The following is a 26,081-nucleotide window of genomic DNA, read 5'->3' on the forward strand; positions in this document are numbered from 1 at the left end:
CTCGCATCAGTGGCCCCTCATCGGACAAACACGCCCGATCAACCGACCAGCCGATCAAAGAGACACACGCTGAAGGATGTCCCGTGACCATCCGCCCCGGATCGGTCGCCACCGGACTCGGACCGGTTCCTGCGTGGCCGTGGCAGGGAGGCTTCATGCGTTCGTGCGAGACGTCATGAACCAGTGGGTGTCGAAGTAGTGGGCCATGGTGAAGGGGTGGTCCCTCTCGAGGAGGATGCGGCAGACGAACTCTGCGGTGGAACAGCCGAAGGGGACGTTCTCCCCGTCGAATGTCTGTACGGCGACGGGCCAGTGGTCGGGGTCCCCGTCGTCGATCTGCCAGCAGTACAGGTTCTCGTGCTCGGTACCTGCCCAGACGAGCAGGCCGTCCTCCTTCCCATGGGTCCACGGTTCCTGGTTCAGACGGAGGTACGCGTCGAAGGCGCCCTCCCCGAACGTCTCCACCATGCGCTTGTAGTCGCGGGGAAGACGCGTGCCCATGCGCGCCTCGACCTGCGTCCAGTCGAGGTCCGGTCGCCGGGGCGGCAGGGTCCAGCCGGTGATGCCGATGAGCCGCTCGACCCAGTCCTCGTCCTGGCCGGCGATCCCTGCGGGCAGCACTCGGATCCGCCTCGGGGTGACCGCCAGCACCGGCACGATGTCGCCCTGCGCGTCCAGTGCGGTCCCCGCGCCGAGCCACTGCCCTGCATGGGCCCAGGTCATTAGCGTCTCGGCACGGCCTTCGAGGAGGTCGAGGAGATTCGTGCCGTGAACCTCGCTCACGCCCGGGGCCATGACGCCGTCCAGGACCAGGGCCCGCGGTTCTCCGTGAAGGGAAGCCAGGTTCTCGACCAGCGCGTGCGCGTCGATGTTCTGGGAGAGGTACAGGACCCCGCTCGGCCGGGGGATCCGGTCCAGCAGGCTGTTGAGCATCGCATGGGTGACATCCATGGAGGACAGGAAAGCGCACTCCACTGACATGAGCCCGAGATCCGACTCCGATGACGATCGGCCCACGTTCACTGCCCGAGGACGGCTACGGTGCGACGCCACTCGAGCAAGACGGTCCGTCCACGACCCGTGCTCCTGCGGGGCGGGGCCGTCCGGTGCGGGCGAGGTTGTGCAGGCGGGCGATGGGGACTTGTTGTGCTCCTGCTTCCAGTCCGGCAGTTCGATCCGACCGCGTTCGCGGCGGTGCGGGACGACGAGTCCGGTGCCTGGGCGGCCGCCGTCGGCGATGGTGGCGGTGTTGCCTACGGCGGTCTTGGCTCCGGACTCCTCCCGCGCCTTGCAGTCGTTCCGGTTTCCGGCCGGCGGCCGGCCGACCAGGACGACCAGGCGGGTGTCGGCGTCGATGACGAACTGGTGGTTGGTGGAGTACCGGCAGTTCTTCGACCGCTCGGCGATGGTGTGGTCCCGAACAGCGGAGCGAGCTGCCGCGTCGTCGTGCCCGTTCGCCCGTACGCGGCGACCAGCAGGGCCCGGTCCTCCGGCGGAAGGCTCCCGGCCGGCCCTTGCGGACCGCGTCCGTGCCCTCACGACGCGGAACCGCCACCAGCTTCCCGAAAAGGCGGGGGCTCGACCCGGTGAACGGGGTCATCCGGGACGGCTCCGACGTCGTGATCACACCAGCCACATGGAGATCGTCTCCCGCGGCCCGGACTCCGCGTGATGTCGCGCAGAATCCGGTGGTGCGGCACGGCGCCGGCATCAAGAATCACCGGATGCACGAAGTGAAGCTGTCCGACGGGATCATCACTCTGTCCCCCCTGCGCGTGGACGATGCCGAGGCGCACCTCGCCGGGGAGGACGAGCTGCTCGTTCGTCGGCTCAACGGCGGTCCCGGCACGCGGGAGGGCGTCGAAGCGTATTTCCGGCACTGCCGGGAGCAGTGGGACACCGCCGGGCCACTGCGCGCGTTCGGCATCCGGGTGGGTGCCGACGAGGTGCTTGCGGGCACGATCGACTTGCGGTTCGCAGGAGAAGGTCTGGCGCCCGGCCAGGTGAACGTCGCCTATGGCCTCTATCCGTCCTGGCGGGGACGTGGCCTGGCCACCCGCGCGGTCCTGTTGGCGTCCCAGTACGCGGCGAGTGAGGGCGGGGCGGAGGCGGTGATCCAGGTGGAACCGGAGAATCCCGCATCTGCCGCGGTCGCACAGCGGGCAGGGTTCACCCCCTGCGAGCCGACACCCAGCACGGACGGCACACGCTTCGACCGGTACGTCCGGAAGCTGTACGTCGCCGCCCGGTGACGACCCACAGTTGCAGGACACCCCTTGGGACCGAGTCCGTGCGACGTACATGGAACCGCCCCGGTTTTCATGGGCGGTTCACAGCGGTTCACGGGAGTTCACGGAGCCGTGACGATCACGGTCTGAGGCTGGAGACCACGTCGGCGGTGGCGGCCACGCCGTTGTGGATGGTGGGCGCCATGCTGGTGCCGGCGAGGAAGAAGCCGAGCAGGGCGCACACCAGGGCGTGCGTGACCTTCAGGCCGCCGTTCCTCAGGAAGATCACGGCCAGCACCAGCAGCAGCACCACGACAGAAATGGAAACGGCCATCGCTCTCACGTCCCTCCGTCGCCGCACCGGAATTGCGGCGTTCGGCGGACAGTGTGGCGGAATGCGCGGTCCGTCCGGGCGTATGGCGGGGCGGCCATACGGGTGAGATTCGGCCGGGAGCCGTCGAGGCCCTGCCGAGGGCGCCCGTACCGGGCGGTCGTCGTGTCCGCGCCCCTCCCGCGGACCGGCGCGGCAGGAGGCGGAGGGGTGCGGACACGGAGCCCCTACTCGGGCGCGGGCAGGTTCGTCAGAGCGGCGATCGCGTCCTGGTGCCGGCCCGTCGAACCCAGCGCGATCTGGTCGGACTTGGCCCGCTTCAGCGCCAGGTGCGCCGGGTGTTCCCAGGTCATCCCGATCCCGCCGTGCAGCTGCACGCACTCCTCGGCGGCGCGGACCGCGACCTTGGAGCAGTAGGCCTGGGCCACCGCCACGGTCAGCGGGGCGTCCGGGGCGCCGGTGGCGAGGGCGTCGGCGGCGGCGCGGGCCGCGGCCCTGGCCCCGACGAGGTCCAGCCAGAGCTGGGCCATGCGGTGCTTCAGCGCCTGGAAGGAGCCCACGGGCCGGTTGAACTGGTGGCGCTCGCGGGTGTACCGGACGGTCTCCTCCAGACACCACGCGGCGAGGCCGAGCTGCTCGGAGGCGAGCAGTCCCGCGCCGGCGAGGAGTCCGCGCCGGACGGCCGCGCGGGCGGCCTCGCCCTCGGCGAGCCGGGTGCCGCTCCCGGGCTCCGGGGTGACGCGGGCGAGGGGGCGGGTGAGGTCGAGCGGGGTCTGCGGCTCGACGGTCGCCTCTCCGGCCGGTACGGCGTACAGGCCGTCGGCGCGCGGGACGAGGAGGACGTCGGCCGCGACGGCGTCGGCGACGCCCGTGACGGTGGCGGCGGGCAGCGGCCCGGCGCCGGTCACGGCGGGCGGGGACGGTTCCCCGTCCGGCGTTCCGGACGGGAACGGCTCCGCGTCCGGCGCGGTCGACAGGGGTACGGCGAGCACCGCGACCGTGTGGCCGCTCGCGATCCCCGCCAGGAGCTCGGTCGCCGGGCCGCCCCGCCCCGCGAGTCCGAGCAGCGTCTCCGTGGCCACCACCGCGCTCGTGAGGTACGGCAGCGGCGTCACCGCGCGGCCCAGCTCCTCCAGGACCACCGCGGCCTCGCGGTGGCTCGCGCCCTGGCCGCCGAGTTCCTCGGGGACGAGGAGTCCGGCGGCGCCGATGTCGCCCGCGAGGGACTTCCAGAGGCCGGGGACGTACGGGTCGGCCGTCTCGATCCGGTCGAGCAGGGTCTGGTGGCCGGCCCGGTCGGCGAGCAGGGCGCGGACGGCCGCCCGCAGGTCGTCCTCGGTCTCGGAGTACAGCAGATCGCCCTGCGCTGTCATCGGCTCAGGTCCTTCCATGCGACGTCCTTGTCGTTGCGGGGCTCCGGCGGCAGGCCGAGGACCCGCTCGGCGACGATGTTGAGGAGCACCTCGCTGGTCCCGCCCTCGATCGAGTTGCCCTTGGAGCGCAGATAGCGGTATCCGGCGTCCCGGCCGGTGAAGTCGACGAGCTCGGGACGGCTCATCTCCCATTCGCCGTACAACAGTCCCTCGTCCCCGAGGAGTTCGACCTCCAGGCCGCTGATGGCCTGGTTGAGCCGGGCGAAGCCGAGCTTCATCGCGCTGCCCTCGGGTCCGGGCTGTCCGGCGACGAGCTGCTGGCGGAGGCGTTCGCCGGTGAGGCGGGCGACCTCGGCGTCGACCCAGAGGTCGAGGAGGCGCCGGTGCAGCTCGTGGGTGCGCAGTTCGGGGCGCTCGCGCCAGGTCGTGGCGAGCTTCCCGATCATGCCGCCCTCGCGGGGGATGCGGGCGCCGCCGATGGAGACCCGTTCGTTCATCAGGGTGGTCTGGGCGACCCGCCAGCCGTCGCCGACCTCGCCGAGGCGGTGGGCGTCGGGGATGCGGACGCCGGTGAGGAAGACCTCGTTGAACTCGGCCTCGCCGGTGATCTGGCGCAGCGGCCTGACCTCCACGCCGGGGTCGGTCATGTCGCAGACGAAGTAGGTGATGCCCCGGTGCTTGGGGGCGTCCGGGTCGGTGCGGGCGATGAGGATGGCCCAGCGGGCGAGGTGGGCGCTGGAGGTCCACACCTTCTGCCCGTCGACCACCCAGTCCCCGCCGTCCCGTACGGCGCGGGTGCCGAGCGCGGCGAGGTCGGAGCCGGCGCCGGGCTCGCTGAAGAGCTGGCACCAGACCTCCTCGCCGACCCAGAGGGGTCGCAGGAAGCGCTCCTTGACCTCTTCGGAGCCGTACTGGAGCAGGGTGGGGGCGGCCATGCCGAGGCCGATGCCGATCCGGCGCGGGTCGTTGTCGGGGGCGCCCGCGGCGGCGAGTTCGGCGTCGACGACGGCCTGGAGCGCGCGGGGCGCGTCGAGTCCGCCGAGGCCCGCGGGGTAGTGCACCCAGGCCAGCCCGGCGTCGAAGCGGGCTTTGAGGAAGTCGGTGCGGCCGGTCGTGGCGGGCGGGTGCTCGGCGAGCAACCGCCTGGTGCGGGAGCGGAGTTCCCCGGCGTCGGTCATGCGTGGGCTCCTTCCGGGAGGACGACCAGGCGGCCGGTGGTGGTGCCGTCGGCGACGCGCTGGACGGCGTCCGCCGCGCCCGCGAAGGGGACGCGTTCGCCGATGAGCGGCTTGATGAGCCCCTTCGCCGCGTAGGCGGTCAGGGTCTCGTGGCAGCGGCCGACGGAGGCCGGGTCCTTCGCCGCGTACAGGCCCCAGTGGAGGCCGAGGACCGAGTAGTTCTTCACCAGGGCGTGGTTGAGGGCGGGGGCGGGGACGGTGCCGCTGGCGAAGCCGACGACCACGATCCGGCCCTCGAAGGCGACGCACTTGGCGGACTGCTGGTAGGCCTCGCCGCCGACCGGGTCGTAGATCACGTCGGCGCCCCGGCCTCCGGTCGCGGCCTTGACGGCGGCGACGACGTCCTCGGAGCGGCGGTCGATCACCAGGTCGCAGCCGAGGGCGCGGGCGACGGCCGCCTTCTCCGGGCCGCCGACGACGCCGATGACGGTGGCGCCGGCCGCCTTGCCGAGCTGGACGGCGGCGCTGCCGACGCCGCCGGCCGCCGCGTGGACGAGGAGGGTCTCGCCCTCCTTCAGGCCGGCGCGGCGGTGCAGGCCGAACCAGCCGGTCTGGTAGCCGATGTGCAGCGCGGCGGCCTCGGCGTCGTCGAGCGCCTCCGGGGCGGGCAGGAGGCCGGCGGCGTCGGCGAGGACGTAGGCGGCGAAGCCGCCGTGCGGGAGGGCGGCGGTGGTGATGACCCGGCGGCCGTCCTCGGTCTCCGCGCAGACCTCGACGCCGGGGGTGAAGGGCAGCGGGGGCCGCACCTGGTAGTGGCCGCGGCAGAGCAGCGCGTCGGGGAAGTTGACGTTCGCCGCACGGACCCTGAGGAGGACCTGGCCGTCGCCGGGCGTGGGCGGTTCCACCTCTTCGCGGCGCATCACCGCGCGCGGTTCGCCGTTCTCGTACACACGCCATGCCTGCATCCGGAATGCCTCCTCCGTACCGAGCGGTCGGTGGCATACTAAGCGGTCGCTTGCCCCGGGGGAACCGGCCGGCCGGACTTTCCCGCGGGTCAGCCGGACTTCTTGGGGCGCGCCCTGACGTGCATGCGCTCCCCCTGCGGCCCGAACAGGCTCAGGAACTCCACCGGGCCCTCGGCCGCCGGCCCGAACCAGTGCGGGACGCGCGTGTCGAACTCGGCCGCCTCGCCGGCGGCCAGGACGACGTCGTGCTCGCCCAGGACGAGCCGGAGCCTCCCGGAGAGCACGTACAGCCACTCGTACCCCTCGTGCACCCGGGGCTCCGGCGCCTCGTGCGCCTTCTCCTGGATCACCTTGTACGCCTGGAGCCCGCCCGGCTGCCGGGTCAGGGGGTACATCGTCCGCCCGTGGCGCACGATGGGCTTCGCCTTGACCCGGGGGTCGCCCACCGGCGGGGCTCCGACCAGCTCGTCCAGGGGGACCTGGTGGGCACGGGCGAGCGGCAGGAGCAGTTCGAGGCTGGGCTTGCGCTGCCCGGACTCCAGCCGGGACAGGGTGCTCACGGAGATCCCGGTGGCGGCGGAGAGCTCGGCGAGCGTCACCCCGCGGTCACGGCGGACACGGCGGAGCCGGGGGCCGACCTCGGTCAGTACGGCTTCGATGCGGTCGTCCTCAGTCATACGAGTCATACGGCCAGTGTTGCAGAAATGGCAAGGTCCTTTGCGGAACGGTCATGGCCGCGGTCGCCCTCGACGGGGGTTCGCCCGGCCGGATGAAAGAGGGTGGCAGGGGCTGCGCCGCGCCTGCCCACAGGCGAGGATCGGCCATGGTGACCACCATCGGCCACGTACGACACAAGGACGGGACACCTCCATGCTCGGTACGCAGTTCACCCAGGGCTCCCCCAGCTGGCTCGACCTCGGCAGCCCCGACACCGAGGCCGCCGCCGCCTTCTACGGAGCCGTCTTCGGCTGGGAGTTCCGGTCGGCGGGACCGGAGGCCGGCGGCTACGGCTTCTTCCAGCAGGACGGCCGCACGGTCGGCGCCCTGGGGCCGCTCGACGAGGGCGCGCGCAGCGCCTGGACGGTCTACTTCCAGACCCCGGACGCGGACGCCACCCAGGAGGCCGCCGAGGCGGCGGGCGGAAAGGTCCGCGTCGAGGCCTTCGACGTCATGGACGCCGGCCGCACGGCCTGCCTCACCGACCCGGCCGGCGCGGAGTTCGCCGTCTGGCAGCCGGGCAGCGTGAAGGGCCTGGAGCGGACCTCCGTCCCCCACGCCCTCCTCTGGACCGAACTCCACGTCCCCGACCCGGAGTCCACGCTCGCCTTCTACCGGACCCTCTTCGGCTGGCGCTGGGCGTCCATGGACGCGCCCGGCATGACCTACCGGGTGCTCTCCACCGCCGAGGGGGACCAGGAGGACGCCTCTTTCGGGGGCGTGGCGGAGGCCCAGGAGGGGATGACGCCGTCCTGGGTCCCGTACTTCGCGGTGGAGGACGCCGACGCGATCGCCGACGCGACCCGGGGCAGCGGCGGCTCGGTCCTGATGCCCCCCGCCGACGTCCCGGACGTCGGCCGCATCGCCTGGCTCGCCGACCCCTTCGACGCGATCTTCGCGGTGCTGAAGCCCGCGCCGAGGGGATGAACGGGCTCCGTTCCCGCCGTCAGCGGCCGAAGAGTTCGAACGTCACCGCCGGACGGCCGCCGAAGCGGTCCGAGGCCCGTGACGTCGCCGTGGTGAGGAAGGTCCGGACGTACTCCTCCGGGTCCTCGTCCGTCAGGGCCTCGATGTAGGCGCGGTGGCAGAGGAGGGAACGGATCGCGCGGTCCAGGCCGGGGCCCGCGTCGACCGCGTGGGTCGGGGTGCCGGAGGCGGCGACCGCGACCCAGCGGACGCCGTTCCAGGGCTCCAGGCCCTCCTCGGTCAGTTCGGGGAAGATCCAGCGGTTCCCGGCGTCGGCGGCCGCGTCCAGCGTGGCGCGGCCGACGGCCAGGTGGTCGGGGGTGTTCCACGGAGCGCCCGGGCCACCGCCCCAGGTGTCGCGGTGGTTGAGGGTGATCACGAGCTCCGGGCGGTGGCGGCGGATCGCGGCCGCGACGTCACGGCGCAGGCCGAGCCCGTACTCGATCACGCCGTCGCGGTGGTCGAGGAACTCGACGGTCTCCACGCCGACGACGGCGGCGCTGTCCCGCTGCTCGCGCTCGCGGAGCGGACCGCAGACGTCCGGGGCGAGGGTGTCGATGCCGGCCTCGCCCCGGGTGGCGAGGACGTACGCGACCTCCTTCCCCTCGTCCGTCCAGGCGGCGACCGCCGCCGCGCAGCCGTACTCCAGGTCGTCGGGGTGGGCCACGACGCACAGCGCGCGCCGCCAGTCGCCGGGCATCTCCAGGAGGTCCATCGCATCCGTGTCGATCATGACCGCAGGATACGGGTCGCGTCTGACACCGCCGGGCGGAACGTCCCGGCGAGGATCACCGAGCGCGAAATGTGGCGCGGGCGGTCCGGGTTGAGACCGCGCCGGCCCGCGAGGGCGACCGCGAGCCGCTGGGCGCGGACGAGGGCCGCCACCGGATCGATCGCGTCGGCGGCGAACAGGGCTCCGGTGGACTCCACTTCGTCCCGCAGGCCGGCCGGGGCGGGACCGAGGCAGCAGACCAGGCTCGCCCGGTCGCTGATGCTGATCGGGCCGTGGCGGTACTCCATCGCCGCGTACGACTCCGTCCAGGCGCGGGCCACTTCGCGCAGCTTGAGCGCCGCCTCGTCGGCGAGCCCGACGGTCCAGCCGGTGCCGAGGAAGGTGAACTGACCGCGCCGCTCCCAGGCGGCGGGCAGCCGCTCGTACAGGACGAGTTCGGCGTCGGCGATCGCCGGGCCGAGGTCCACCCCGAGCCCGGCGCGCAGGAGTTGCAGGGCGGTGGTGGCGAACCGGGTCTGGACCACCGAACGTTCGTCGGCGAAGCCGAGGTCGACGATCCGGTCGGCGAGCCGCCCGGCGGGACTGTCGGGGACACCGGTGACGACGAGCGCCGGGACGCGCCCGGCGGCGCGGGCGAGCAGGTCCACGACCTCCGTGGTGGTGCCGGAGCGCGTGAGGGCCACGATCCGGTCGTAGCCGCGGCCGAGCGGGGTCGCGTCGGAGGCGGGGAACGCGTCGGTCTCGCCCGCGTCGAGGGACTCGCGCAGGGCCGCGTAGGCGCGGGCGATGAAGTACGAGGTGCCGCAGCCGACGACCGCCACGCGCTCGCCCCGGGCCGGCAGCAGGCCGGTGTCGCGGTCGGCGATCTCGGCGGCACGGCGCCAGCAGTCGGGCTGGCCGGCGATCTCCGCGCTGACGTGGGTGCTCATGGTCCGGGTCCTCTCCTCGCAGGGGCCCTCACGGGTCCGGACCGAGTTGTATCCGTACGCGGGCAGAGCACACCATGAGCAATCCGGACTCACCGCTTGGACTTTTGTGGGCCCCCCGCCGTCCGACCGCCGCAGGAGGCCCGGACCACCAGGCGCGGTCTCAACTGCACCTGGTGGAGCGGGGCCGCGTCCCCCTCGGCGAGCCGCCGGAGCAGGATCTGCGCGGCGAGGCGGCCGAGCTGGTACTTGGGGGGCGAGACGGCCGTCAGCGGGATCTCCGCGACATCGGCGAACTCGTTGTCGTAGCTGATCAGGGCGAGGTCCTCGGGCACCCGGAGCCCGGCCCGGCGGGCCGCTCCGAGCATCAGGGCGGCCTCCCGGTCGCCGAAGCAGAGCGCGGCGGTCACGCCGGCGGAACGCAGCGCGGCGAGCGCCCGGTCGGCGCGGTCCGGGTCCCAGCGGGCCATCACGTCCCGCTCGGACGCCGGGGCGGCGGGCAGCCCGAGGTCGGTGAGCGCACGGGCGAAGCCGGACTCGATGGGCGCGGTGGTGGGCGCGTCGGTGCGGGCGACGAGTCCGAGCCGCTCGTGGCCGAGGGCGCGCAGATGGCGCACCGCGTCGTAGGCGCCGCCCTCGTGGTCGGTGCAGACGTGCTCGGTGGGGTCGCCGGGGCCGTGGGCGGCGAGCCGGCGCTCGACGAGGACGGCGGGGACGGGCAGGGCGAGGAGTTCCTCGGCGCGCCGGCCCGGATCGGTGGCGGTGTGCAGGCTGGGGACAAGGAGGAGCCCGTGGACCCCGGCGGAGAGGAGCCGTTCGACGGCGGTGTCCTCCTCGTCGGGGTCGTAGTGCGAGCAGGCGAGGACGAGCCGGGCGCCGGCCGCCGCGAGTTTCCCCTCGATGCCCTGCAGGACGCGCGGGTAGTAGAAGGCGGTGTCGGGGACGAGGACGCCGACGATCCGGCGGTCGGCCCGGTCCCGCTCGGGCCGGTGGGCGGAGAAGGTGCCCGCGCCCTGGCGCCGTTCGACGAGGCCGAGGGCGACGAGGTCCTCGTAGGCGCGGCGGACGGTGGTGACGGAGAGACCCGTCTCGGTGGCGAGCGCCCGCTCGGTGGGGAGCTTGCTGCCGGGGGGCCAGGTGCCGTCGAGGATGCCGCGCCGCAACTCCGCCATGAGGGTCCGGAACTTCAGCTCCCGGCCGGAGGCCGGTGTCTCGCGTGCCGCCATCCGGGCCCCCTCGTGCCGCGGGCCGGCCTCGCCCGGCCCGCCCGCGTCGGACGTCGTGCATCACGGTGGTCCGTCATGGCCGTACGTCGTTGCCGATCGATTGCGCGCCGAATCCTATGCCCCTTCCCCGGGCCGGGCGGTCAGACCTCGTTCCGGGCGAGGGCGAGGAGCCGGTCGAGGACGCGCGGCCCGCCGGCCCGCACCCCGTCGTGCTCGAACTCGTCGGTCACCCAGGTCCGCAGGCCGCGTACGGCGCGCGCGGTCTCCAGGGAGTGGGCGGTGTCGACGTACATGTCGTCGTGGTAGACGGCGGCCGCCACCGGGACCCGGTTGGCGGCGAGGCGCTCGGGGTCGTACAGCGACGGCCAGTCGGTGCGCGCGGCGAGCAGTTCGGCGGTCTCGCGGAGCGGGCGCAGGGCGGGGTCGGTGGTGAAGTGCCACGGATGGACGGTCTCTCCGGTGAAGAGCGGCGGCGCGCCCTCGGCGAGCGCCGCGCGGGCGTCGAACTCGGGGTGTTCGGCGCGGATCCGCTCGGCGGCCCAGTCGGTGGGGCCCCGGCCCTGGGCGTAGATGGCCTCGTGGAGCACGGCGTACAGCGGGTGTCCGGCGTACGAGAGGTGTGCCTGGACCTGCTCCAGGAAGGCGTCGGAGAGCGCGGGTCCGCCCGGTGTGGGCACGAAGGCGCCCTCCAGGAGCAGATGGAGCTGGTGGGTGCCCTCGCCGGAGCCGAGGAGGATGCCGAGGGACTGGAAGGCCTCGACGGTGAGGAGCCCGCCGCCGGGGAGGACGGTCTCCCGGTCGAGGAGGTGGGCGGCGATCGAGCGGGCCCGTTCGGCGTCCTGGGGGTAGCGGGCGAAATGGGCCTCGTTCTTCCGCCGGACGCGGGGGTACGCGGCGCGGTAGACCTCGTCGGCGGTGGCGTCGAGGGAGGGCAGGCCGCCGGTGACGAGGACGGTGTCCAGGCCCTCGGGGGCGGTGGAGAGGTAGTGGGTGGCGCAGAAGCCGCCGAAGCTCTGGCCGAGGACGGTCCAGGGGGCGCCGCCGGTGAGACGGCGCCGGATCAGCTCGCAGTCCTTGACGATGGAGTCGGCGCGGAAGTGGGCCAGGTAGTCCGCCTGCTCGGCCGGGCCGCCGCGCAGGGGCAGGGTCTGGCGGTTGGCGGGGGTGGAGCGGCCGGTGCCGCGCTGGTCGAGGAGGAGGACGCGGAACTCCTTCACGGCGCGGCCCAGCCAGGCCTGCGGGCCGATGAAGCGGCGGGCGCCGAAGCCGGGCCCGCCCTCCAGGTAGACCAGCCAGGGCAGCTTCTCGCGGCCGGATCCGGCGTGGCCGCTCGCGACGACCTCGCGGCCGAAGACCTCGATGCGCTCGCCGTCGGGGCGGGCGTGGTCGAGTGGGACGGGGAAGCGGTGGTCCGTGAGGACGAGGCCCGGCTGGCGGTAGGTGGTCAACGCTGCTCCTGCTCCTGTTCGGTACGCCCCCGCGCGGACAGTGGATCACACCGCGGGGGCGTTCCGGAGCAGGCCTCACCTCTTTCCGGGACGGGCCCCTTGCCCGTCGTCGGCGCGGACGGAGGCCGCCGTCCGGGGACGGCCCGCCCGGGGACGGCCCGTCCCCGGACGGAGGGCGCTCAGGGGGCGAGGGGCAGCTGCCGCTTGTGCTCGGTGAGCTCGTAGCGGCGGACGATCGTGGCGTGGACGGCCTCCGTGACCGGCTTGCCCTCCAGGAAGTCGTCGATGTCGTCGTAGGTGACGCCGAGCGCGTCCTCGTCGGCCTTGCCCGGGGCGAGGGTCTCCAGGTCGGCCGTGGGGGTCTTCCACACCAGCTCGGCGGGGGCGCCCAGTTCGTCGGCGACCGCGCGGACGCGCCGCTTGGTCAGACCGGTCAGCGGGACGACGTCGGCGGCGCCGTCGCCGAACTTGGTGAAGAAGCCCGAGACGGCCTCGGCGGCGTGGTCGGTGCCGACCACGAGGCCGTCGTGGGCGCCGGCGACCGCGTACTGGGCGATCATCCGCTGCCGGGCCTTGATGTTGCCCTGCACGAAGTCCTGGTGGTGGGCGTCGCGGAAGGTCACCCCGCCGGCGAGGCAGGCCTCCAGGGCCGCGTCGCTGGCCGCCTTGACGTCCACGGTGAGGACCCGGTCGGCGCGGATGAAGCCGAGGGCGGTCTGCGCGTCGTGTTCGTCGGCCTGCACGCCGTACGGCAGGCGCATCGCGTAGAAGGTGGCGTCGTGGCCGGCGGCGCGGGCCCGCTCCACGGCGAGCTGGCAGAGCCGGCCGGCGGTCGTGGAGTCGACGCCGCCGCTGATGCCGAGGACCAGGGAACGCAGCCCGGTGGAGGTGAGCCGCTCGGTGAGGAAGGCCACCCGGCGCTCGATCTCCGCCTTCGGGTCGAAGGCGTCGGCGACCTGGAGGTCCCGGGCGATCTGCTGCTGGAGGTCGGTGGACGCCGGGTCGGTCACGGAAGTCTCCTCGTCAGGGTCGGTCGACGGTGTACCCGCTGGTACGGGGTGCACCGGAGTCGACTCTACGCGCCGGCCGCCGGGACCGTGGACGCGTCCCCGGCGGCCGGGGGCCGAGTTCCCGGGACGCACAGGACCTCGACCCGCTGGACGAGGTTGTTCGCGAAGCCTCCGCGGTTCCAGGGGGCGGTGAGCGGCTGGACGTTCCCCTCGGCGTCGGTGGCCCGCACGGTCAGGTGGCGCAGCCCCGGCGTCGCGTTCCAGGTGGCGCGCCAGGCGGACCAGGCCCAGGGGTGCGCGGGGTTCCGCTCGGTCTCGGCGTCGGTCCAGGCCGCGCCGCCGTCCTCACTGACCTCGACGCGGACGACCGGTCCGTGCCCGGACCAGGCACGGCCGGTGAGCGGCACGGGGCCGGGGCGCACGACGCGGGTGCGGGACATGAAGTCGGGGAAGCCCGGCGGCACCATCAGGGCCCGGGGCGCGATGAGCGTGACGGGCGCCCCCGGCTCGTCCGCCTCCCGGCGCAGACGGTAGGCGACGCTCTGCTGGAAGCCGGTGTACGGGGTGTCGGTGAGCGTGATGTCGTGGAGCCACTTCACGTGCGCCATGCCGTACCAGCCGGGGACGACGAGCCGGAGCGGGCTGCCGTGCTGCGGCGGCAGGGGCGCGCCGTTCATCGCGTACGCGACGAGGACGTCCCGGGCGGGATCGGCGGCGACCGCCAGGGGCAGGCCGCGGCGGTAGTCCTGCTCGACGCCCCGCTCGACCCCGTGGTCGGCGCCGGTGAACACCGCGTCGGCCGCGTCCTCCGCGATGCCCGCCTCGGCGAGGAGGGCGGCGAGCGGGACGCCGGTCCAGTCGGCGGTCCCGACGGCCTCGACCAGCCAGGGCTGGCTGACGGGGCGGGGCACGAGCCGGGCCCGGCCGTTCCCGGCGCACTCCAGGGTGACCCGGCGGGTGACGGAGGGCCGGGCGCGGAGCGCCGCCAGGTCCAGGTCGAGCGGCCGCAGGACCCGGCCGCCGACCGTGAGCCGCCAGCCGTCCGCGTCGGTGGCGGGGATGTCGTAGTGCACGAGGACGTAGTGGAGTCCGGGCGGGGTGACGTCGTACCGCAGGGCTTCGAGGGGCAGCCCGTGGTTCCGGGCGGCGAGGGCGAGCTCCTGCGCGGTGACGCCCTCGTCGGGGCCGGCCACGCGGCCCGGTGCGCTGATGTCACCCAGACCGCTCGGGGATCCGTCCATGCCCTCATGGTGCGCCCCGGCCGGGGGCCCGGCACGTCGGCCGGGGACGGGCCGGCCGGTCCCGCCGGGCCGGGGCGCGGGCCGCTTCGGGGGCCGGGGCCCCGGCCCCCGAAGCGGAAGGCCTCCCGGGGCCATCGGGCACCTCGGCGGGGGCACCCCCGCGGGCCCTGGCCGGAGCCTCGGCGCGGGCCCGGCCCCTTCGCGCGGGCGGTTCCCCCGGCCCTGGCCGGGGGCTCGGGGCGGCCCCGCCCCCTCAGCCCTGTCGGGGAGCGCGCGGCCCGCGTGCCGGGCGAGGTGCAGGAGCAGGTGCGCCCCCTCAGTCCTGTCGGGGAGCGCGCAGGGCACGGTCGAGGCCGGCCTGCGGGGGGCCCGTGAGGGCGCGGACGAAGATCTCCTCGTAGGCGGGGTCGCCGATCGTCGCGCGGGCGGTGTCCGCGTACTTCTCGCTCAGGGCCCGCAGGCCGGGCAGGCCGCGCCGGGGCTGGCCGGTGGAGCGCCAGTACGCCTCGCCCGTGCCGCTCACGTCGGCGGCGCGCTCGCCGTCCCCGGCCGCCGCGAGGGCGGTGGCGAGGACGTCGAGGCCGAGGGCGACGCCGAGGCTGGCACCGAGGCCGCGGGTGCCTTCGAGCATGGCGCGGGCGTGGTCGGCGGCGGCCGCCGGGTCGCCCTCCAGGAGGCCGGTGAGGGCGAGCTGGTACTCGAGGGCCGTGCGGACCCAGTGCTCGTCGAGCTCCTCGCACCGGGCGCGCAGCCGGAGCGCCCGCTCCCGGGCCTCGGCGAGGCGGCCGAGGCCGGTGAGGGCGAAGACCCGTACGAGCCGGCAGCGGAGCCGGGCGGCGGAGTCGGCGGGCCCGCCCCGGGCGGCGTCGAGGACGTGGCCCACGACGACGTGCGCGGCCATCGGCCGGCCGGTGGTCAGGGCGATGAGCCCGGCGAGGGCGGCGGCGTCGAGGGTGAGGTCGCCGGGCCGGTCGCGGCCGCCGGACCGGTCGCGGCCGCCGGACCGGTCGCGGTCGCCGCGGGGGTCTCCCCCGTGCGGCGAGGGCTCGACGTGCTCCGTGTACCTGGCCTCCCGGGCGCAGCGCTCGCTCACCTCCTGCGCGGCGCCGGACTCGCCCTGCAGGACCAGGGTGACGCCGAGGGCCCACAGGGCGCGGGCCCGGGCGCGGCCCCGGGACCCGCTGAGGAGCAGGGCCCGTTCGAGGCCGTCGCGGGCCTCGTGGAGGCGGCCCCGGCAGGACCAGGCGAAGGCGACGGAGCCGACGAGGTCGAGGGCGGCGTCGGGGTCGGTGCGCAGCAGCCGGTCCAGGGCGGTGCGCAGGTCGGTGTGGTGCGCGTCGACGGTCCGGTACCAGCGGAGCTGGCGGGCGCCGTGCCAAGCGGTCTCGGCCCGGCGGGCCAGGCCCAGGAAGTGGGCGGCGTGCCGTTCGGCGACCGTCGCGGTCTCGCCGGTGCGGTCCAGCCAGGTCGCCCCGTACGCGCGGAGGGTGTCGAGCATCCGGAGTCCGCCGGCGGCGTCCGGCGGGCGGACCACGGAGGAACGGACGAGTCCGTCGAGCGCGCCGGGCAGCGTGGTGCGGTCCAGGGGACCGCCGGCGCAGACGGCGGTCGCGGAGGCGAGGTCGAAGGGGCCGCGGAAGACGGAGAGCCGGGCCCAGAGGAGGCGTTCGAGGGGGGTGCTCAGCTCGTGGCTCCAGCCGATGGCGGCGCGCAGGGTCTGGTGGCGGCTCGGCCAGACCCGCTCGGTGTGGGCGAGCAGGTCGAAGCGGGCGCCCGGCGGGGCGTCGAGGCGGGTGCCGAGCTGGTCGCGGACGGCTTCGGCGCCCTGGAGGCGGATCTGCGCGGCGGCCAGTTCCAGGGCGAGCGGGATGCCTTCCAGGCGTACGCAGATCTCGCCGGCGGGTCCGGCGGCGGGGAGGTCCTCGCCGGCGGCCCGGCGGAGGAGTTCCAGGGCGTCGGGTCCGGCGGGCGGCAGCGGGTCGAGGGCGACGACCCGCTCCCCCCGGACGCCGAGGGGGCGGCGGCTGGTGGCGAGGACGGTGAGTCCGGGGGCGGCGGCGAGGAGTTCGGTGACGAGTCGGGCGCAGGGTTCGGCGAGGTGCTCGCAGGAGTCGAGGACGAGGAGCAGCCGGGCGTCGGCGAGGCGTCGGCAGAGGCCGGTGGTGGACATGCCGGGGGTGTGGTCGGCGAGGTCGACGGAGTCGGCGACGAGCGGGACGAGGAGCCGGTCGCCGTCGAGCTGGGAGAGGTCGGTCCACCAGGCGCCGTCCGGGTGGCCGTCGGCGGCGCGGTGCGCGGCGCGCAGCGCGAGCCGGGTCTTGCCGACTCCCCCGACGCCGGTCACGGTGACGAGTCGGTGGTCCGCCAACGCGGCGGACACGCCCTCCAGTTCCGTGCGGCGTCCCACGAAACCGGGGTTCTCGTCCGGCAGATGTCCACGCACGGGAGCAGTCTCCCTCATGCGCGCCGCGAACGGGCCGGTGGAACCGGTTCGTTACGCCGCCGGTCTCCGCTCCGGAGCGGAGAATCGTTTGACCCGGACCCGGGGCGGGACCGCACCGTGCGGGGCGCCACGGGTGGTGGCGCCGGTGTTCCGGGGAGGCGGCGGTACCGGGGGGAGAACGGCAGGGCCGAGTGCGTCCCGACCGACCGGGAGCCCGGTCCCTCCCTGGAGGTACGGGACCTGGGCGCGGTCCGCCTCGGCGGCCCCTCCCCGGACGCCCTGGTGCGCGCCGGGCACGTCCGGGCCCACCGGCCGCGCGCGCCGACGCCCTGTTCCCCGGCGAACGCTCCCCGCACCGCCTGCACCGGTTCCGAGCGCGCGACGGCGCCGGGATCACCCTCCTCCGACCGTGACGACGACCGAGTGCCATCCCTGTGCCCCGTCGGGCACGGTGTCGGTGCGGCGTTCCGGCTGGGTGGCGCCGGTGCCGTCGGTGGCGCGGACGGTGAGGGTGTGGCGGCCGGGGGCGGCGGCCCAGGGGTGGACCCACTGGCGCCAGGTGTCGGCGCCGTCCTCGGCCGCGAGCCGGGCGTCCTGCCAGGGGCCGTCGTCGATCCGCACCTGGACCCGGCGGATGCCCCGGTGCTGGGCCCAGGCGACCCCGGCGACCATGACGGTGCCGGCGGCGGGGCGGGCGCCGGCGCGCGGGGTGTCGATGCGGGACTGCGTCTTGACGGGGGCCTGCGCCGCCCAGCCGCGCGGGACCCAGTAGGCGTCGTACGCGTCGAAGGTGGTGAGTTCGATCGTCTCGATCCACTTGCAGGCGGAGACGTAGCCGTACAGGCCGGGGACGACCATGCGGACGGGGAAGCCGTGGGCGAAGGGCAGGGGTTCGCCGTTCATCCCGAAGGCGAGGAGGGCGTCGCGGCCGTCCATGACGGCTTCGACGGGGGTGCCGATGGTCATGCCGTCGACGGAGCGGGCGACCAGCTGGTCGGCGGGGCCGCCCTCGGAGGGCGGGCGGACGCCGGCCTCGCGGAGCAGGGGTGCGAGGGGGACGCCGAGCCAGCGGGCGTTGCCGACGAGCGGACCGCCGACCTCGTTGGAGACGCAGCACAGGGTGATGTCCCGCTCCACCGTCGGCCGGGCCATGAGTTCCCGCAGGGTGAGGGTGCGTTCCTCGCGGACGCCGAGGCCGTGGAGGCGCAGCCGCCAGTGGTCGGCGTCGACTCGGGGGACGATGAGCGCGGTGTCGACGCGGTAGAAGTCCCGGTTCGGGGTGACGAACGGGCTGATGCCGGGGACGGCGAGCCGCGCTCCGGCGGGCACGGCCGGTGCGGGGGAAGCGGGCCGGGGCAGGCGCAGGGCGTCGCGGGAGGCGGCGGCGTTCTCCTGTACGGGGCTGCCGACCGCGCGGCCGAGTGCGGCGGCGCCGGTCGCGGCGAGGCCGGTGGAGGCGGCGACGATCAGGAAGCCACGCCGGTCGGCCCGGGAGGTTCCGGACTGCGCGGTTCCGGGGCGGGGGGTGAGGAGCCGGCCGGTCAGGACGTACAGGAGGAGCGCGCCGGCCGCGGCTCCGACGAGGGAGGGCACGGCGTCCACGGCGGACTCGGAGTCGGGGCGGGTGACGGCGGCGAGGGCCCCGAGGACGCCGAAGGCGGCGACGGCCGCCGTGCCGAGCGGGCGGTGGCGCAGGGCGAGCAGCCCGACCGCGAGGGCGAGGAGGGCGAGGAGGAGCAGGATGCCGAGCTGGAGGACGGTCTTGTCGTTCTCGCCGAAGGCACGGATCGCCCATTCCTTGAGGACCGCCGGGGTCCGGTCGACGACGGCGCCGCCGACGGCGGGCACGGGACCCGCCTCGGGGCGTACCCGGCGGGCGACGAGGTCCGCGACGGCCAGGGAGACGTACGCCGAGACCAGGCCGCCGAGCGCGGCGAGGAGGCGGTCGGTGCGGGTGGGTTCGTGGTGCGGCTCGCGCGGGTTCCGGGTGGCTTCCATGGTGGGTGTTTCGGCATGCCGGGCCGTGCGGATGGGCCGCGTCACCCGTACGGCCCCGGCACGCGTCCCGGGGCTCGCCCGGCCGGGCCCCTGGGCACGCCGGGAGCGCCCGCCCGGCCGGGCCCCGGGACGTACCGGGAGCGCCGGCCCGGCGGGCCCCGGCACCCGTCCCGGTGTTCGCCCTGTCGGGGTCTCAGCGCGTGTCCGGGTGCTCGCCCGGCGTGGCCAGTTCCTCCACCGCCTCGGCCCCGACGACCGCGCCGGTGGACTTCTTGCCGCGGCGCAGCCGGCGTTCGAGCCGGGAGGCGAAGGTGGTGAGCGCGAAGTTGAGGACGATGAAGATCACGGCGACGACGGTGAAGCAGGCGATCGTGTTGGCTCCGTAGTTGGCGCTCATCGGACGGACGGAGGCGAGGAGTTCGGAGAAGCCGAGCATCGCGCCGCCGAGGGCGGTGTCCTTGACGATGACGACGAGCTGGCTGACCAGGGCGGGCAGCATGGCGGTGACGGCCTGCGGCAGGAGGACGTGGACCATGGTCTGGCCCTTGCGCATGCCGATGGCCTTGGCGGCGTCGGTCTGGCCGGCGGGCAGGGCGAGGATGCCGGCGCGGACGACCTCGGCGAGCACGGAGGCGTTGTAGAGGACGAGGCCGGTGACGACGGCGTACAGGGGGCGGGTGTCCGGGCTGATGTCGGTGAACTCGGAGTAGGCGGCGTTCGCGAAGAGCATCAGGATCAGGACGGGGATGGCCCGGAAGAACTCGACGACGGTGCCGGCCACGGCGCGGACGGACCGGTGGTCGGAGAGCCGGAGGATGCCGAGGAACGCGCCCAGGGGCAGGGCGATGACCATGGCGAGCGCGGCGGCGATCACGGTGTTCTTCAGGGCGGGCAGGATGTACGTCTCCCAGACGCGGGCGTCGGTGAAGAAGGGCGCCCACTTGGACCATTCGAGCTGGTTCTTGTCGGCGAGGCTCGTCACGACCCACCACACCACGGCGGCGAGGACGAGCACGAACAGCAGGCTCCAGGCGAGGTTGCGCCGGTGGGCGCGCGGGCCGGGGACGTCGTAGAGGACGGTGGGCTTGTCCTTCACCGCTTCACCGCCGCCTTCTTGGCCACCCAGCCGAGGAAGAGCCCGGTGGGCAGGGTGAGGCAGAGGAAGCCGACGGCGAAGATCACGGAGATGAGGAGGAGCTGGGCCTCGTTCTCGATCATCTCGCGCATCAGCAGGGCCGCCTCGGCGACGCCGATGGCGGCGGCCACGGTGGTGTTCTTGGTGAGGGCGATGAGGACGTTGGCGAGCGGGCCGACGACGGAGCGGAAGGCCTGGGGGAGCACGATCAGGCGCAGCACCTGGGGGAAGTTCAGTCCGATGGCGCGGGCGGCCTCGACCTGTCCGAGGGGGACGGTGTTGATGCCGGAGCGGAGGGCCTCGCAGACGAACGCGCTGGTGTAGGCGGTGAGGCCGAGGACGGCGAGCCGGAAGTTGATGGTGGTGAAGCGTTCGGCGCCGAGGCTGACCCCGAGGGTCTGGAAGAGGCCGAGCGAGGTGAAGACGATGATGACGGTGAGGGGGATGTTGCGGACGATGTTGACGTAGGCGGTGCCGAAGCCCCGCATGAGGGGGACGGGGCTGACGCGCATCGCGGCCAGCAGCGTCCCCCAGACGAGGGAGCCGATCGCGGAGTAGACGGTGAGCTGCACCGTCACCCAGAAGGCTCCGAGCAGGTCGTACCCCTGGAGGAAGTCGAACACGACGGCCTGCTCACTTGACGACGACGCCGATCTTCGGGGCGGGCTCGTTCTGGTAGCCGGCGGGGCCGAAGTTCTTCTTGACCGCCGCGTCCCAGGAGCCGTCGGCGACCATCTTCTGCAGGGCCGTGTTGATCTCGCCCTTGAGGTCGCTGCCCTTCTGGACGCCGATGCCGTAGTTCTCGTTGCTCATCTTGAAGCCGCCCAGCTTGAACTTGCCCTTGAACTCGGGCTGCGAGGCGTAGCCGGCGAGGATCGAGTCGTCGGTGGTGACGGCGTCGATGACCCCGTTCTCCAGTCCGGTCAGGCACTCGGAGTAGCCGCCGTACTCCTGGAGTTGGGCATTGGGGGCGATCTTGTCCTTGACGTTCTGCGCGGAGGTCGAGCCGGTGACCGAGCAGAGCTTCTTGTCGTTCAGGTCGGACGGCTTCTTGATGGAGTCGTCGTCCGCCCGGATCAGGACGTCCTGGTGGGCGAGGAGGTAGGGACCCGCGAAGTCGACCTTCTCCAGCCGCTTGTCGTTGATCGAGTACGAGGCCGCGATGAAGTCCACGTCGCCGCGCTGGAGCAGCGTCTCGCGGTCGGCGCTCTTGGCCTCCTTCCACTCGATGTCGGACGGCTTGTGGCCGAGCTGCTTGGCGACGTAGGTCGCCACGTCGACGTCGAAGCCGGTGTAGGTGCCGTCGGGGGTCTTCAGGCCGATGCCGGGCTGGTCGAACTTGATGCCGATGGTGATCTTGTCGCCGTCGCGGTGGTCGCGGAGCGCTCCGGTCGCGGCGTTCGCGAGTCCTGTCGAGGTGACGGAGAGGACGACCGTCGCGGCGGCCGCCACGACGGCCCTGCTGGTCCTGAGCGGGTTCATGAGGATCACCCCTGGGGGCTGCTGATCGGGCGACCGGCCGGGGCGGCCGCGGCTCGGTGGTGGAGGGTCTCGGAAGGACGGGGGCTCCTGGACGGGTCAGTGGTGGAGGATCTTGGAGAGGAAGTCCTTGGCGCGGTCGCTGCGCGGGTTGCCGAAGAACTCGTCCGGGGTCGTCGCCTCGACGATCCGGCCGTCGGCCATGAAGACCACGCGGTGGGCGGCGGAGCGGGCGAAGCCCATCTCGTGGGTGACGACCACCATCGTCATGCCGTCCTGCGCGAGCTGCCGCATGACCTCCAGGACCTCGTTGATCATCTCCGGGTCGAGCGCGGAGGTCGGCTCGTCGAAGAGCATCACCTTCGGATCCATGGCGAGGGCGCGGGCGATCGCCACGCGCTGCTGCTGGCCCCCGGAGAGCTGAGCCGGGTACTTGTCGGCCTGCGAGGCGACGCCGACCCGGTCGAGGAGGGTGCGGGCCCTCTCCTCGGCCTTCTTCCGGTCCTTCTTGCGGACCTTGATCTGGCCGAGGGTCACGTTGTCGAGCACGGTCTTGTGCGCGAAGAGGTTGAAGGACTGGAAGACCATGCCCACGTCGGCCCGCAGGGCCGCCAGTTCGCGGCCCTCGGCGGGCAGCGGCCGCCCGTCGACGACGATCTCGCCCGCGTCGATGGTCTCCAGGCGGTTGATCGCCCGGCACAGCGTCGACTTCCCCGAGCCGGACGGCCCGATGACGACGACGACCTCGCCGCGGTGGATCGTGAGGTCGATGGACTGGAGGACGTGCAGGGGGCCGAAGTGCTTGTCGACCCCGCGCAGTACGACGAGCGCGTCGCCGCCGTCCGGGACGGGCATGGCACCCTCCTGGGTCGCGCCCCCGCTTGCCGCTCCCTCCCCACGTTCATGCTCCGCCCTCCACCCGACCGGCGCACTCCGGACGGCGGGCGCACGGAGGGTGAGCGCACGGGCACGCCGCGGGGCCCGCCCTCGTGGCGGCCGCGCCGGGCGGCCCGGATCCTGCGCGCGGCGACGGCCGGGCCCACACTGGGATGGGGATCCGAGTGTGCGAGGAGGGACCGCCATGAGCAGAGCCGCGCCGAAGGTCAGCACGTTGCCCCAGGAGCACCGGGAGCGCCTGATGGCCTTCGCCGAGGACGTGTACTTCGAATCCGGTCACCGCCTGTTCGAGGAGCAGCAGCACGCCGACCGGTTCTGGATCGTGAAGACCGGCGCGGTGACCCTCGACGCGAAGGTCCCGGGCCGGGGGTCGCCCGTGATCGAGACGCTGCGCCACGGCGAGCTGGTCGGGCTCTCCTGGCTGTTCCCGCCGTACCTGTGCCAGTCGGGGGCCGAGGCGATGACACCGGTCCGGGCGTACGAGTTCGACGCCTCGGCCGTGCGGTCGATGTGCCACTCGGACGCGGAGTTCGGCGCCTCGGTCATCTTCTGGGTGGGGTCGATCCTCGCCCACCGCCTCCATGTGACCCGGGTCCGCCTCCTCGACCTGTACGCCCCGCACGGCAGCGGCGTCCTGGCCTGACCGGCGGCGCGCCGGAGCGGCGTCGTGACCTGCCCGGCCCGACCGGCGCCGTACGGACGGCACGGCGCCGGTCGGGCCGGGGACGGGCGGGCCGGGACCGTCAGGCCCGGACCGTCAGGCGAGGAGGACGTCCGCCAGGTCCGCCCGGCCGCTGACGCCGAGCTTGCGGTAGATCCTGCCGAGGTGGTTCTCCACGGTCCGCACGGACAGGACGTACGCCTCGGCGATCTCCCGGCTCGTGCGGCCGCGCGCGGCCATCAGCGCGATGTCCCGCTCCCGCGCGCTGAGCGGCACCGCCGCCGCGGCTCCGGCGAGCGCCGGGGTGGCCGCCTCCTGACACCGGCCGCGCAGCGCGAGGGACCGGGCGGCGGCCCGCGCGGCGCCCGCCGTCCGGCCCCGGCGCCGCCACGCCCCGGCCGCCTCCCCGAACGCCTCGGCCGCGTACAGGTGCAGGCCGAGCGCGCCCATCCGCTCGGCGACGGCCTCCAGGGCCTCCGGGTCGGGCCCGTCCGCCGGGGCCGTCGCCGCCGCGTGGGCGCCCCGGAGCTCCGCGAGCGAGCCCTGGACGAGCGCGGTCGCCGCCGTCAGTTCCGCCGCGACGGCACCGGCCCCCGCACGGGAGCCCCGCGACCCCCAGCGCAGGACGTCGTGGAGCAGTGCCGTGGCGACGGTCGCCTCGCCCCGGGCGAGCGCCGCGCGGGCGGCGCCGAGCATCAGCTCCCGCGCGGGACCGTCCGCTCCCCGCAACAGCCGGACCCAGCCGTGGGCGCGAAGGGTGTCGACCTGGCAGAGCGGGCTGTACGGCGGGGGCACCGGCGTCGGCACGTCCGCGCCGGGCGGCCGGGCGGGCATCGACGCACCCCCGGCGACCGCGGCGGCGGGGCCCGGCGCGTCCCCGGCGACCGCCCCGGACGCCCGGGCGGGGGCGGGTGCCGGCGCCAGGGCCTCCGCCTCCGGGGCGATGCGGCCCGTCTGGGCCGCGGCGAGGACCAGACCCGCGAGGGCGCGTTGTTCGGCGAAGGGCTGTCCGCAGTGGCGGGCGAGGGCGCGGGCCTCGCGGAAGTGGGCCAGGGCGTCGGTGACGAGGCCGCGTTCGAGGGCGATGCGGCCGCGGACCCAGGCGAACCAGACGGTGAGCGCCGGAACCGCGTCCCGCGTCGCCTCCTGGCCTTCGAGGGCGGTGCGTTCCGCCTCGTCGAGGCGGCCCGACTCCAGGAGGGCGGCCGCCACGAGGTACAGGCTGCGGGCCGGGTAGTAGGCGGTCCAGCGGTCGGCGAGCCCGCTCTGGACGGCGTAGGCGTGCCGGCCGGTCCGTACGGCCTCGTCGACGCGCCCGGCGGCGAGCCGAACCCGCAGGTGCGCCTGCAACAGCAGCACGTCCGCCTGGGTCCACGCGTCGCCGCCGTCGCCGGGTTTCGGGTCGGCGCCCTCGGCCAGGGCCAGGACGTCGGCCGCCTCGTCGTTGCGGCCGACGGCGCTGAGCAGGGTGGCCCGGCAGGCCGTGAGCACGGGCCGGGCCCCGATCCGGTCGGCGGCCCGGTCGAGGATTCCGAGCGCGGCGGGGGCGTCGCCGAGGCCGTACAGGTGGTGCTGGGAGAGCGCCGCGGCGGCGGACTCGACCTCGCCCGGCGAGCGGGCCTCGTCGAAGGCCCGTTCCAGGACGGGGATGCTCTCGGTGAACTCGCCGCGCTGGCCGAGCCCTTCGCCGAGCAGCAGCCCGGCCACGACGTGGGGGCCCCGTGCCAGGGCGGCCCGGGCTAGCCGGCACATGGTGTCCACGTCCCCGTCGTCCAGGGCGTGCCCGGCCGCGCGGACGAGCAGCTCGGGGTCGGCGGTGCCGGTGGCGTCGAGCTCCCAGCGGGCGAGGGAGAGCGCGTCGCCGTGCCGCCTCGCCCCGTGCTCCCGTAAGCGTCCGGCCTGTTCGAGCAGGAGGGCGCGGGCGAGGAGGCGGGGCGTGCCCCGGCGGAGGAGCAGGGCGTGCCAGGGGTGGGCCAGCTGGACCCGGCTGCGCCGGTCGTCCTCGGTGACGACGACGAGGTGCTCCTCCTCCAGGGCGGCGAGGGCCTCGGGCGTCACCCGCGCCAGGGCGTCGGCGAGCCCGAGCGGGCCGCACAGGGCGAGCAGCCGCAGCAGGGTCCGCCGGTCCTCCGGGATCCCGCGGAAGCGTCCTTCGGCGGGCGCGTCGAGCAGGGCGTCGTCCAGCGGGCCGGTGAGGCACCACACGTCGTCCACGGGCCGCAGGGTGCCCTCCCGGACGGCGGCGCGCAGGATCTCCCGGGTCCACAGGGCGTTGCCCCGTCCCGCCTCCCACAGGGCCCGTACGGCGGGGGCGGTGACGGGTGCGCCGAGCGTGTCGGCGAGGAGACGGGCGGTGGCGGCCCGGTCGAGGGGTCCGACGCGGAGGTGTTCCACGGCGTCCTGGTGCCAGAGCGCGCGCAGGGCCTCGGGCCAGTCCGCGCCCTGGGGCAGGGTGGCGACCAGGAAGAAGCCGGGTGCCGGGGCGGTGGCCGCGTCGGTGGCGAGCGCGGAGAGCAGGGTGAGGGAGGAATCGTCCAGGTGGTGGATGCCGTCCACCAGGAGCAGGGTGCGGGGCCGGCCTGCCGGGACGGCGAGCAGCTGCCGCAACTCCTGGAAGTGGCGACCGAGTTCACCGGGGAGCGCGGGGCCGGTGAGGTGGGGGGCGAAGGCCGCGAGGGGGACGTGCGAGGCGGCCTCGCTCACCGGGAGCCGCACGGTCCGGTGGCGCGCGGCGACCTCGTCGGCGAACTCGACGGCGAGCCTGCTCTTCCCGACGCCGCCCTCCCCCGTGATGACGACGCCCCGGCAGCCCGGTCGGCGCAGTCCGCCGCGCAGGCGCTCGAGTTCGGTGTGGCGCCCGGTGAAGGGCAGGGGTCGCCCGGTGAAGGGCGAGGGCCGCTCGGCGAAGGACGAGGGTCGCCCGGTGAAGGGCGACGGCCGCTCGGCGAAGGACGAGGGCCGCTCGGTGGGAGGCAGGGATCGCCCGGTGAGGGGCAGGGGTCTTCCGTCGTCCGTCACCGGCGCCCCCACCCCCTTCTCCGCCCTTGTGTCGCTTGTCCGTTGAGTAGGTGTCCGCCGGGGTTTGAGTAGGTGTCCACTCTGTCGCCGTTCCCCCCGGCGGCGGAG

General features: G+C 74.7%; 22 protein-coding genes and 3 pseudogenes. 4 read left to right on the forward strand and 21 right to left on the reverse strand.

Annotated features, from left to right (window positions below; all coding sequences use genetic code 11):
- Positions 1-153: 153 nt before the first annotated feature.
- Positions 154-951 carry a hypothetical protein gene (locus tag IE180_RS08610; RefSeq protein ID WP_229860399.1) on the reverse strand — a complete coding sequence of 266 codons (798 nt, stop codon included), beginning with the start codon at positions 949-951 and terminating at the stop codon, positions 154-156.
- Between the two features lie 186 nt (positions 952-1,137).
- Positions 1,138-1,636, reverse strand: a pseudogene (locus tag IE180_RS08615) (IS5/IS1182 family transposase); the annotation flags it as partial.
- Positions 1,637-1,724: 88 nt separating this feature from the next.
- On the opposite strand from IE180_RS08615, the gene IE180_RS08620 reads away from it, so the two are divergent.
- Positions 1,725-2,252: a GNAT family N-acetyltransferase gene (locus IE180_RS08620; RefSeq protein ID WP_190156177.1), complete on the forward strand. Its 528-nt coding sequence runs from the start codon at positions 1,725-1,727 to the stop codon at positions 2,250-2,252.
- Between the two features lie 115 nt (positions 2,253-2,367).
- Here IE180_RS08620 and IE180_RS08625 read toward each other — a convergent pair whose 3' ends face one another.
- The 5 genes from IE180_RS08625 to IE180_RS08645 form a co-directional block, all read right to left on the reverse strand.
- Positions 2,368-2,562 (reverse strand): hypothetical protein, encoded by a 195-nt coding sequence (locus IE180_RS08625; RefSeq protein ID WP_123457658.1) that lies wholly within the window; start codon positions 2,560-2,562, stop codon positions 2,368-2,370.
- Positions 2,563-2,786: 224 nt separating this feature from the next.
- The gene (locus IE180_RS08630; protein WP_190156178.1) at positions 2,787-3,932 is read right to left on the reverse strand and encodes an acyl-CoA dehydrogenase family protein; all 1,146 of its coding nucleotides are present in this window, start codon (positions 3,930-3,932) and stop codon (positions 2,787-2,789) included.
- Positions 3,929-5,110, reverse strand: coding sequence for an acyl-CoA dehydrogenase family protein (locus IE180_RS08635; RefSeq protein ID WP_190156179.1), 1,182 nt, complete (start codon positions 5,108-5,110; stop codon positions 3,929-3,931). The genes IE180_RS08630 and IE180_RS08635 overlap by 4 nt, the downstream gene beginning before the upstream one ends.
- A complete protein-coding gene (locus IE180_RS08640) occupies positions 5,107-6,075 on the reverse strand; it encodes an NADPH:quinone oxidoreductase family protein (protein WP_190156180.1) in 969 nt (322 codons plus the stop codon). The genes IE180_RS08635 and IE180_RS08640 overlap by 4 nt, the downstream gene beginning before the upstream one ends.
- 89 nt (positions 6,076-6,164) lie before the next feature.
- Positions 6,165-6,752, reverse strand: coding sequence for a helix-turn-helix domain-containing protein (locus IE180_RS08645; protein ID WP_190156368.1), 588 nt, complete (start codon positions 6,750-6,752; stop codon positions 6,165-6,167).
- A gap of 193 nt (positions 6,753-6,945) precedes the next feature.
- Between IE180_RS08645 and IE180_RS08650 the strand changes: the two genes are divergently transcribed.
- Entirely contained in the window at positions 6,946-7,719 is a 774-nt protein-coding gene (locus IE180_RS08650; RefSeq protein WP_190156181.1) for a VOC family protein, read from the forward strand.
- Positions 7,720-7,738: 19 nt separating this feature from the next.
- Here the strand turns inward: IE180_RS08650 and IE180_RS08655 are convergent, their stop codons facing one another.
- The 6 genes from IE180_RS08655 to IE180_RS37485 form a co-directional block, all read right to left on the reverse strand.
- The gene (locus tag IE180_RS08655) at positions 7,739-8,491 is read right to left on the reverse strand and encodes a PIG-L deacetylase family protein (RefSeq protein ID WP_190156182.1); all 753 of its coding nucleotides are present in this window, start codon (positions 8,489-8,491) and stop codon (positions 7,739-7,741) included.
- Positions 8,488-9,420, reverse strand: coding sequence for an SIS domain-containing protein (locus IE180_RS08660; protein WP_190156183.1), 933 nt, complete (start codon positions 9,418-9,420; stop codon positions 8,488-8,490). The genes IE180_RS08655 and IE180_RS08660 overlap by 4 nt, the downstream gene beginning before the upstream one ends.
- Before the next feature lie 89 nt (positions 9,421-9,509).
- The gene (locus tag IE180_RS08665) at positions 9,510-10,643 is read right to left on the reverse strand and encodes a GntR family transcriptional regulator (protein WP_190156184.1); all 1,134 of its coding nucleotides are present in this window, start codon (positions 10,641-10,643) and stop codon (positions 9,510-9,512) included.
- 140 nt (positions 10,644-10,783) lie between these two features.
- The gene (locus tag IE180_RS08670) at positions 10,784-12,091 is read right to left on the reverse strand and encodes an alpha/beta fold hydrolase (RefSeq protein WP_190156185.1); all 1,308 of its coding nucleotides are present in this window, start codon (positions 12,089-12,091) and stop codon (positions 10,784-10,786) included.
- Positions 12,092-12,270: 179 nt separating this feature from the next.
- Complete coding sequence (gene nadE, locus IE180_RS08675; RefSeq protein WP_190156186.1) at positions 12,271-13,101, reverse strand: NAD(+) synthase; 831 nt, start codon at positions 13,099-13,101, stop codon at positions 12,271-12,273.
- Between the two features lie 65 nt (positions 13,102-13,166).
- Positions 13,167-13,541, reverse strand: a complete 375-nt coding sequence (locus IE180_RS37485) for a molybdopterin-binding protein (RefSeq protein ID WP_373302708.1) — start codon at positions 13,539-13,541, stop codon at positions 13,167-13,169.
- On the opposite strand from IE180_RS37485, the pseudogene IE180_RS37490 reads away from it, so the two are divergent.
- Positions 13,476-13,649, forward strand: a pseudogene (locus IE180_RS37490) (hypothetical protein); the annotation flags it as partial. The gene IE180_RS37485 and the pseudogene IE180_RS37490 sit on opposite strands and share 66 nt — an antisense overlap.
- Positions 13,650-13,661: 12 nt before the next feature.
- On the opposite strand, the pseudogene IE180_RS37495 reads toward IE180_RS37490, so the two are convergent.
- The 7 genes and pseudogenes from IE180_RS37495 to IE180_RS08710 form a co-directional block, all read right to left on the reverse strand.
- Positions 13,662-14,477, reverse strand: a pseudogene (locus IE180_RS37495) (molybdopterin-dependent oxidoreductase); the annotation flags it as partial.
- A gap of 181 nt (positions 14,478-14,658) precedes the next feature.
- Positions 14,659-16,803, reverse strand: a complete 2,145-nt coding sequence (locus IE180_RS08685; RefSeq protein WP_190156188.1) for an ATP-binding protein — start codon at positions 16,801-16,803, stop codon at positions 14,659-14,661.
- A 375-nt stretch (positions 16,804-17,178) separates the two neighbouring features.
- Positions 17,179-18,783 (reverse strand): molybdopterin-dependent oxidoreductase, encoded by a 1,605-nt coding sequence (locus IE180_RS08690; RefSeq protein WP_190156189.1) that lies wholly within the window; start codon positions 18,781-18,783, stop codon positions 17,179-17,181.
- Positions 18,784-18,976: 193 nt separating this feature from the next.
- Positions 18,977-19,879 carry an amino acid ABC transporter permease gene (locus IE180_RS08695; protein ID WP_190156190.1) on the reverse strand — a complete coding sequence of 301 codons (903 nt, stop codon included), beginning with the start codon at positions 19,877-19,879 and terminating at the stop codon, positions 18,977-18,979.
- Positions 19,876-20,541: an amino acid ABC transporter permease gene (locus IE180_RS08700; RefSeq protein WP_190156191.1), complete on the reverse strand. Its 666-nt coding sequence runs from the start codon at positions 20,539-20,541 to the stop codon at positions 19,876-19,878. Before IE180_RS08700 ends, IE180_RS08695 begins: the two co-directional genes overlap by 4 nt.
- Before the next feature lie 10 nt (positions 20,542-20,551).
- Positions 20,552-21,400, reverse strand: coding sequence for a glutamate ABC transporter substrate-binding protein (locus IE180_RS08705; protein ID WP_190156192.1), 849 nt, complete (start codon positions 21,398-21,400; stop codon positions 20,552-20,554).
- A gap of 96 nt (positions 21,401-21,496) precedes the next feature.
- Positions 21,497-22,252 carry an amino acid ABC transporter ATP-binding protein gene (locus IE180_RS08710; RefSeq protein ID WP_190156193.1) on the reverse strand — a complete coding sequence of 252 codons (756 nt, stop codon included), beginning with the start codon at positions 22,250-22,252 and terminating at the stop codon, positions 21,497-21,499.
- Positions 22,253-22,478: 226 nt separating this feature from the next.
- Here IE180_RS08710 and IE180_RS08715 point away from each other — a divergent pair, with 226 nt between their 5' ends.
- The gene (locus tag IE180_RS08715; protein WP_190156194.1) at positions 22,479-22,937 is read left to right on the forward strand and encodes a Crp/Fnr family transcriptional regulator; all 459 of its coding nucleotides are present in this window, start codon (positions 22,479-22,481) and stop codon (positions 22,935-22,937) included.
- 114 nt (positions 22,938-23,051) lie between these two features.
- Here IE180_RS08715 and IE180_RS37120 read toward each other — a convergent pair whose 3' ends face one another.
- Positions 23,052-25,973 carry a helix-turn-helix transcriptional regulator gene (locus IE180_RS37120; RefSeq protein WP_190156195.1) on the reverse strand — a complete coding sequence of 974 codons (2,922 nt, stop codon included), beginning with the start codon at positions 25,971-25,973 and terminating at the stop codon, positions 23,052-23,054.
- Between the last annotated feature and the right edge of the window lie 108 nt (positions 25,974-26,081).

Source organism: Streptomyces litmocidini, from assembly GCF_014649755.1.
In the GTDB taxonomy this organism is placed as follows: domain Bacteria; phylum Actinomycetota; class Actinomycetes; order Streptomycetales; family Streptomycetaceae; genus Streptomyces; species Streptomyces litmocidini.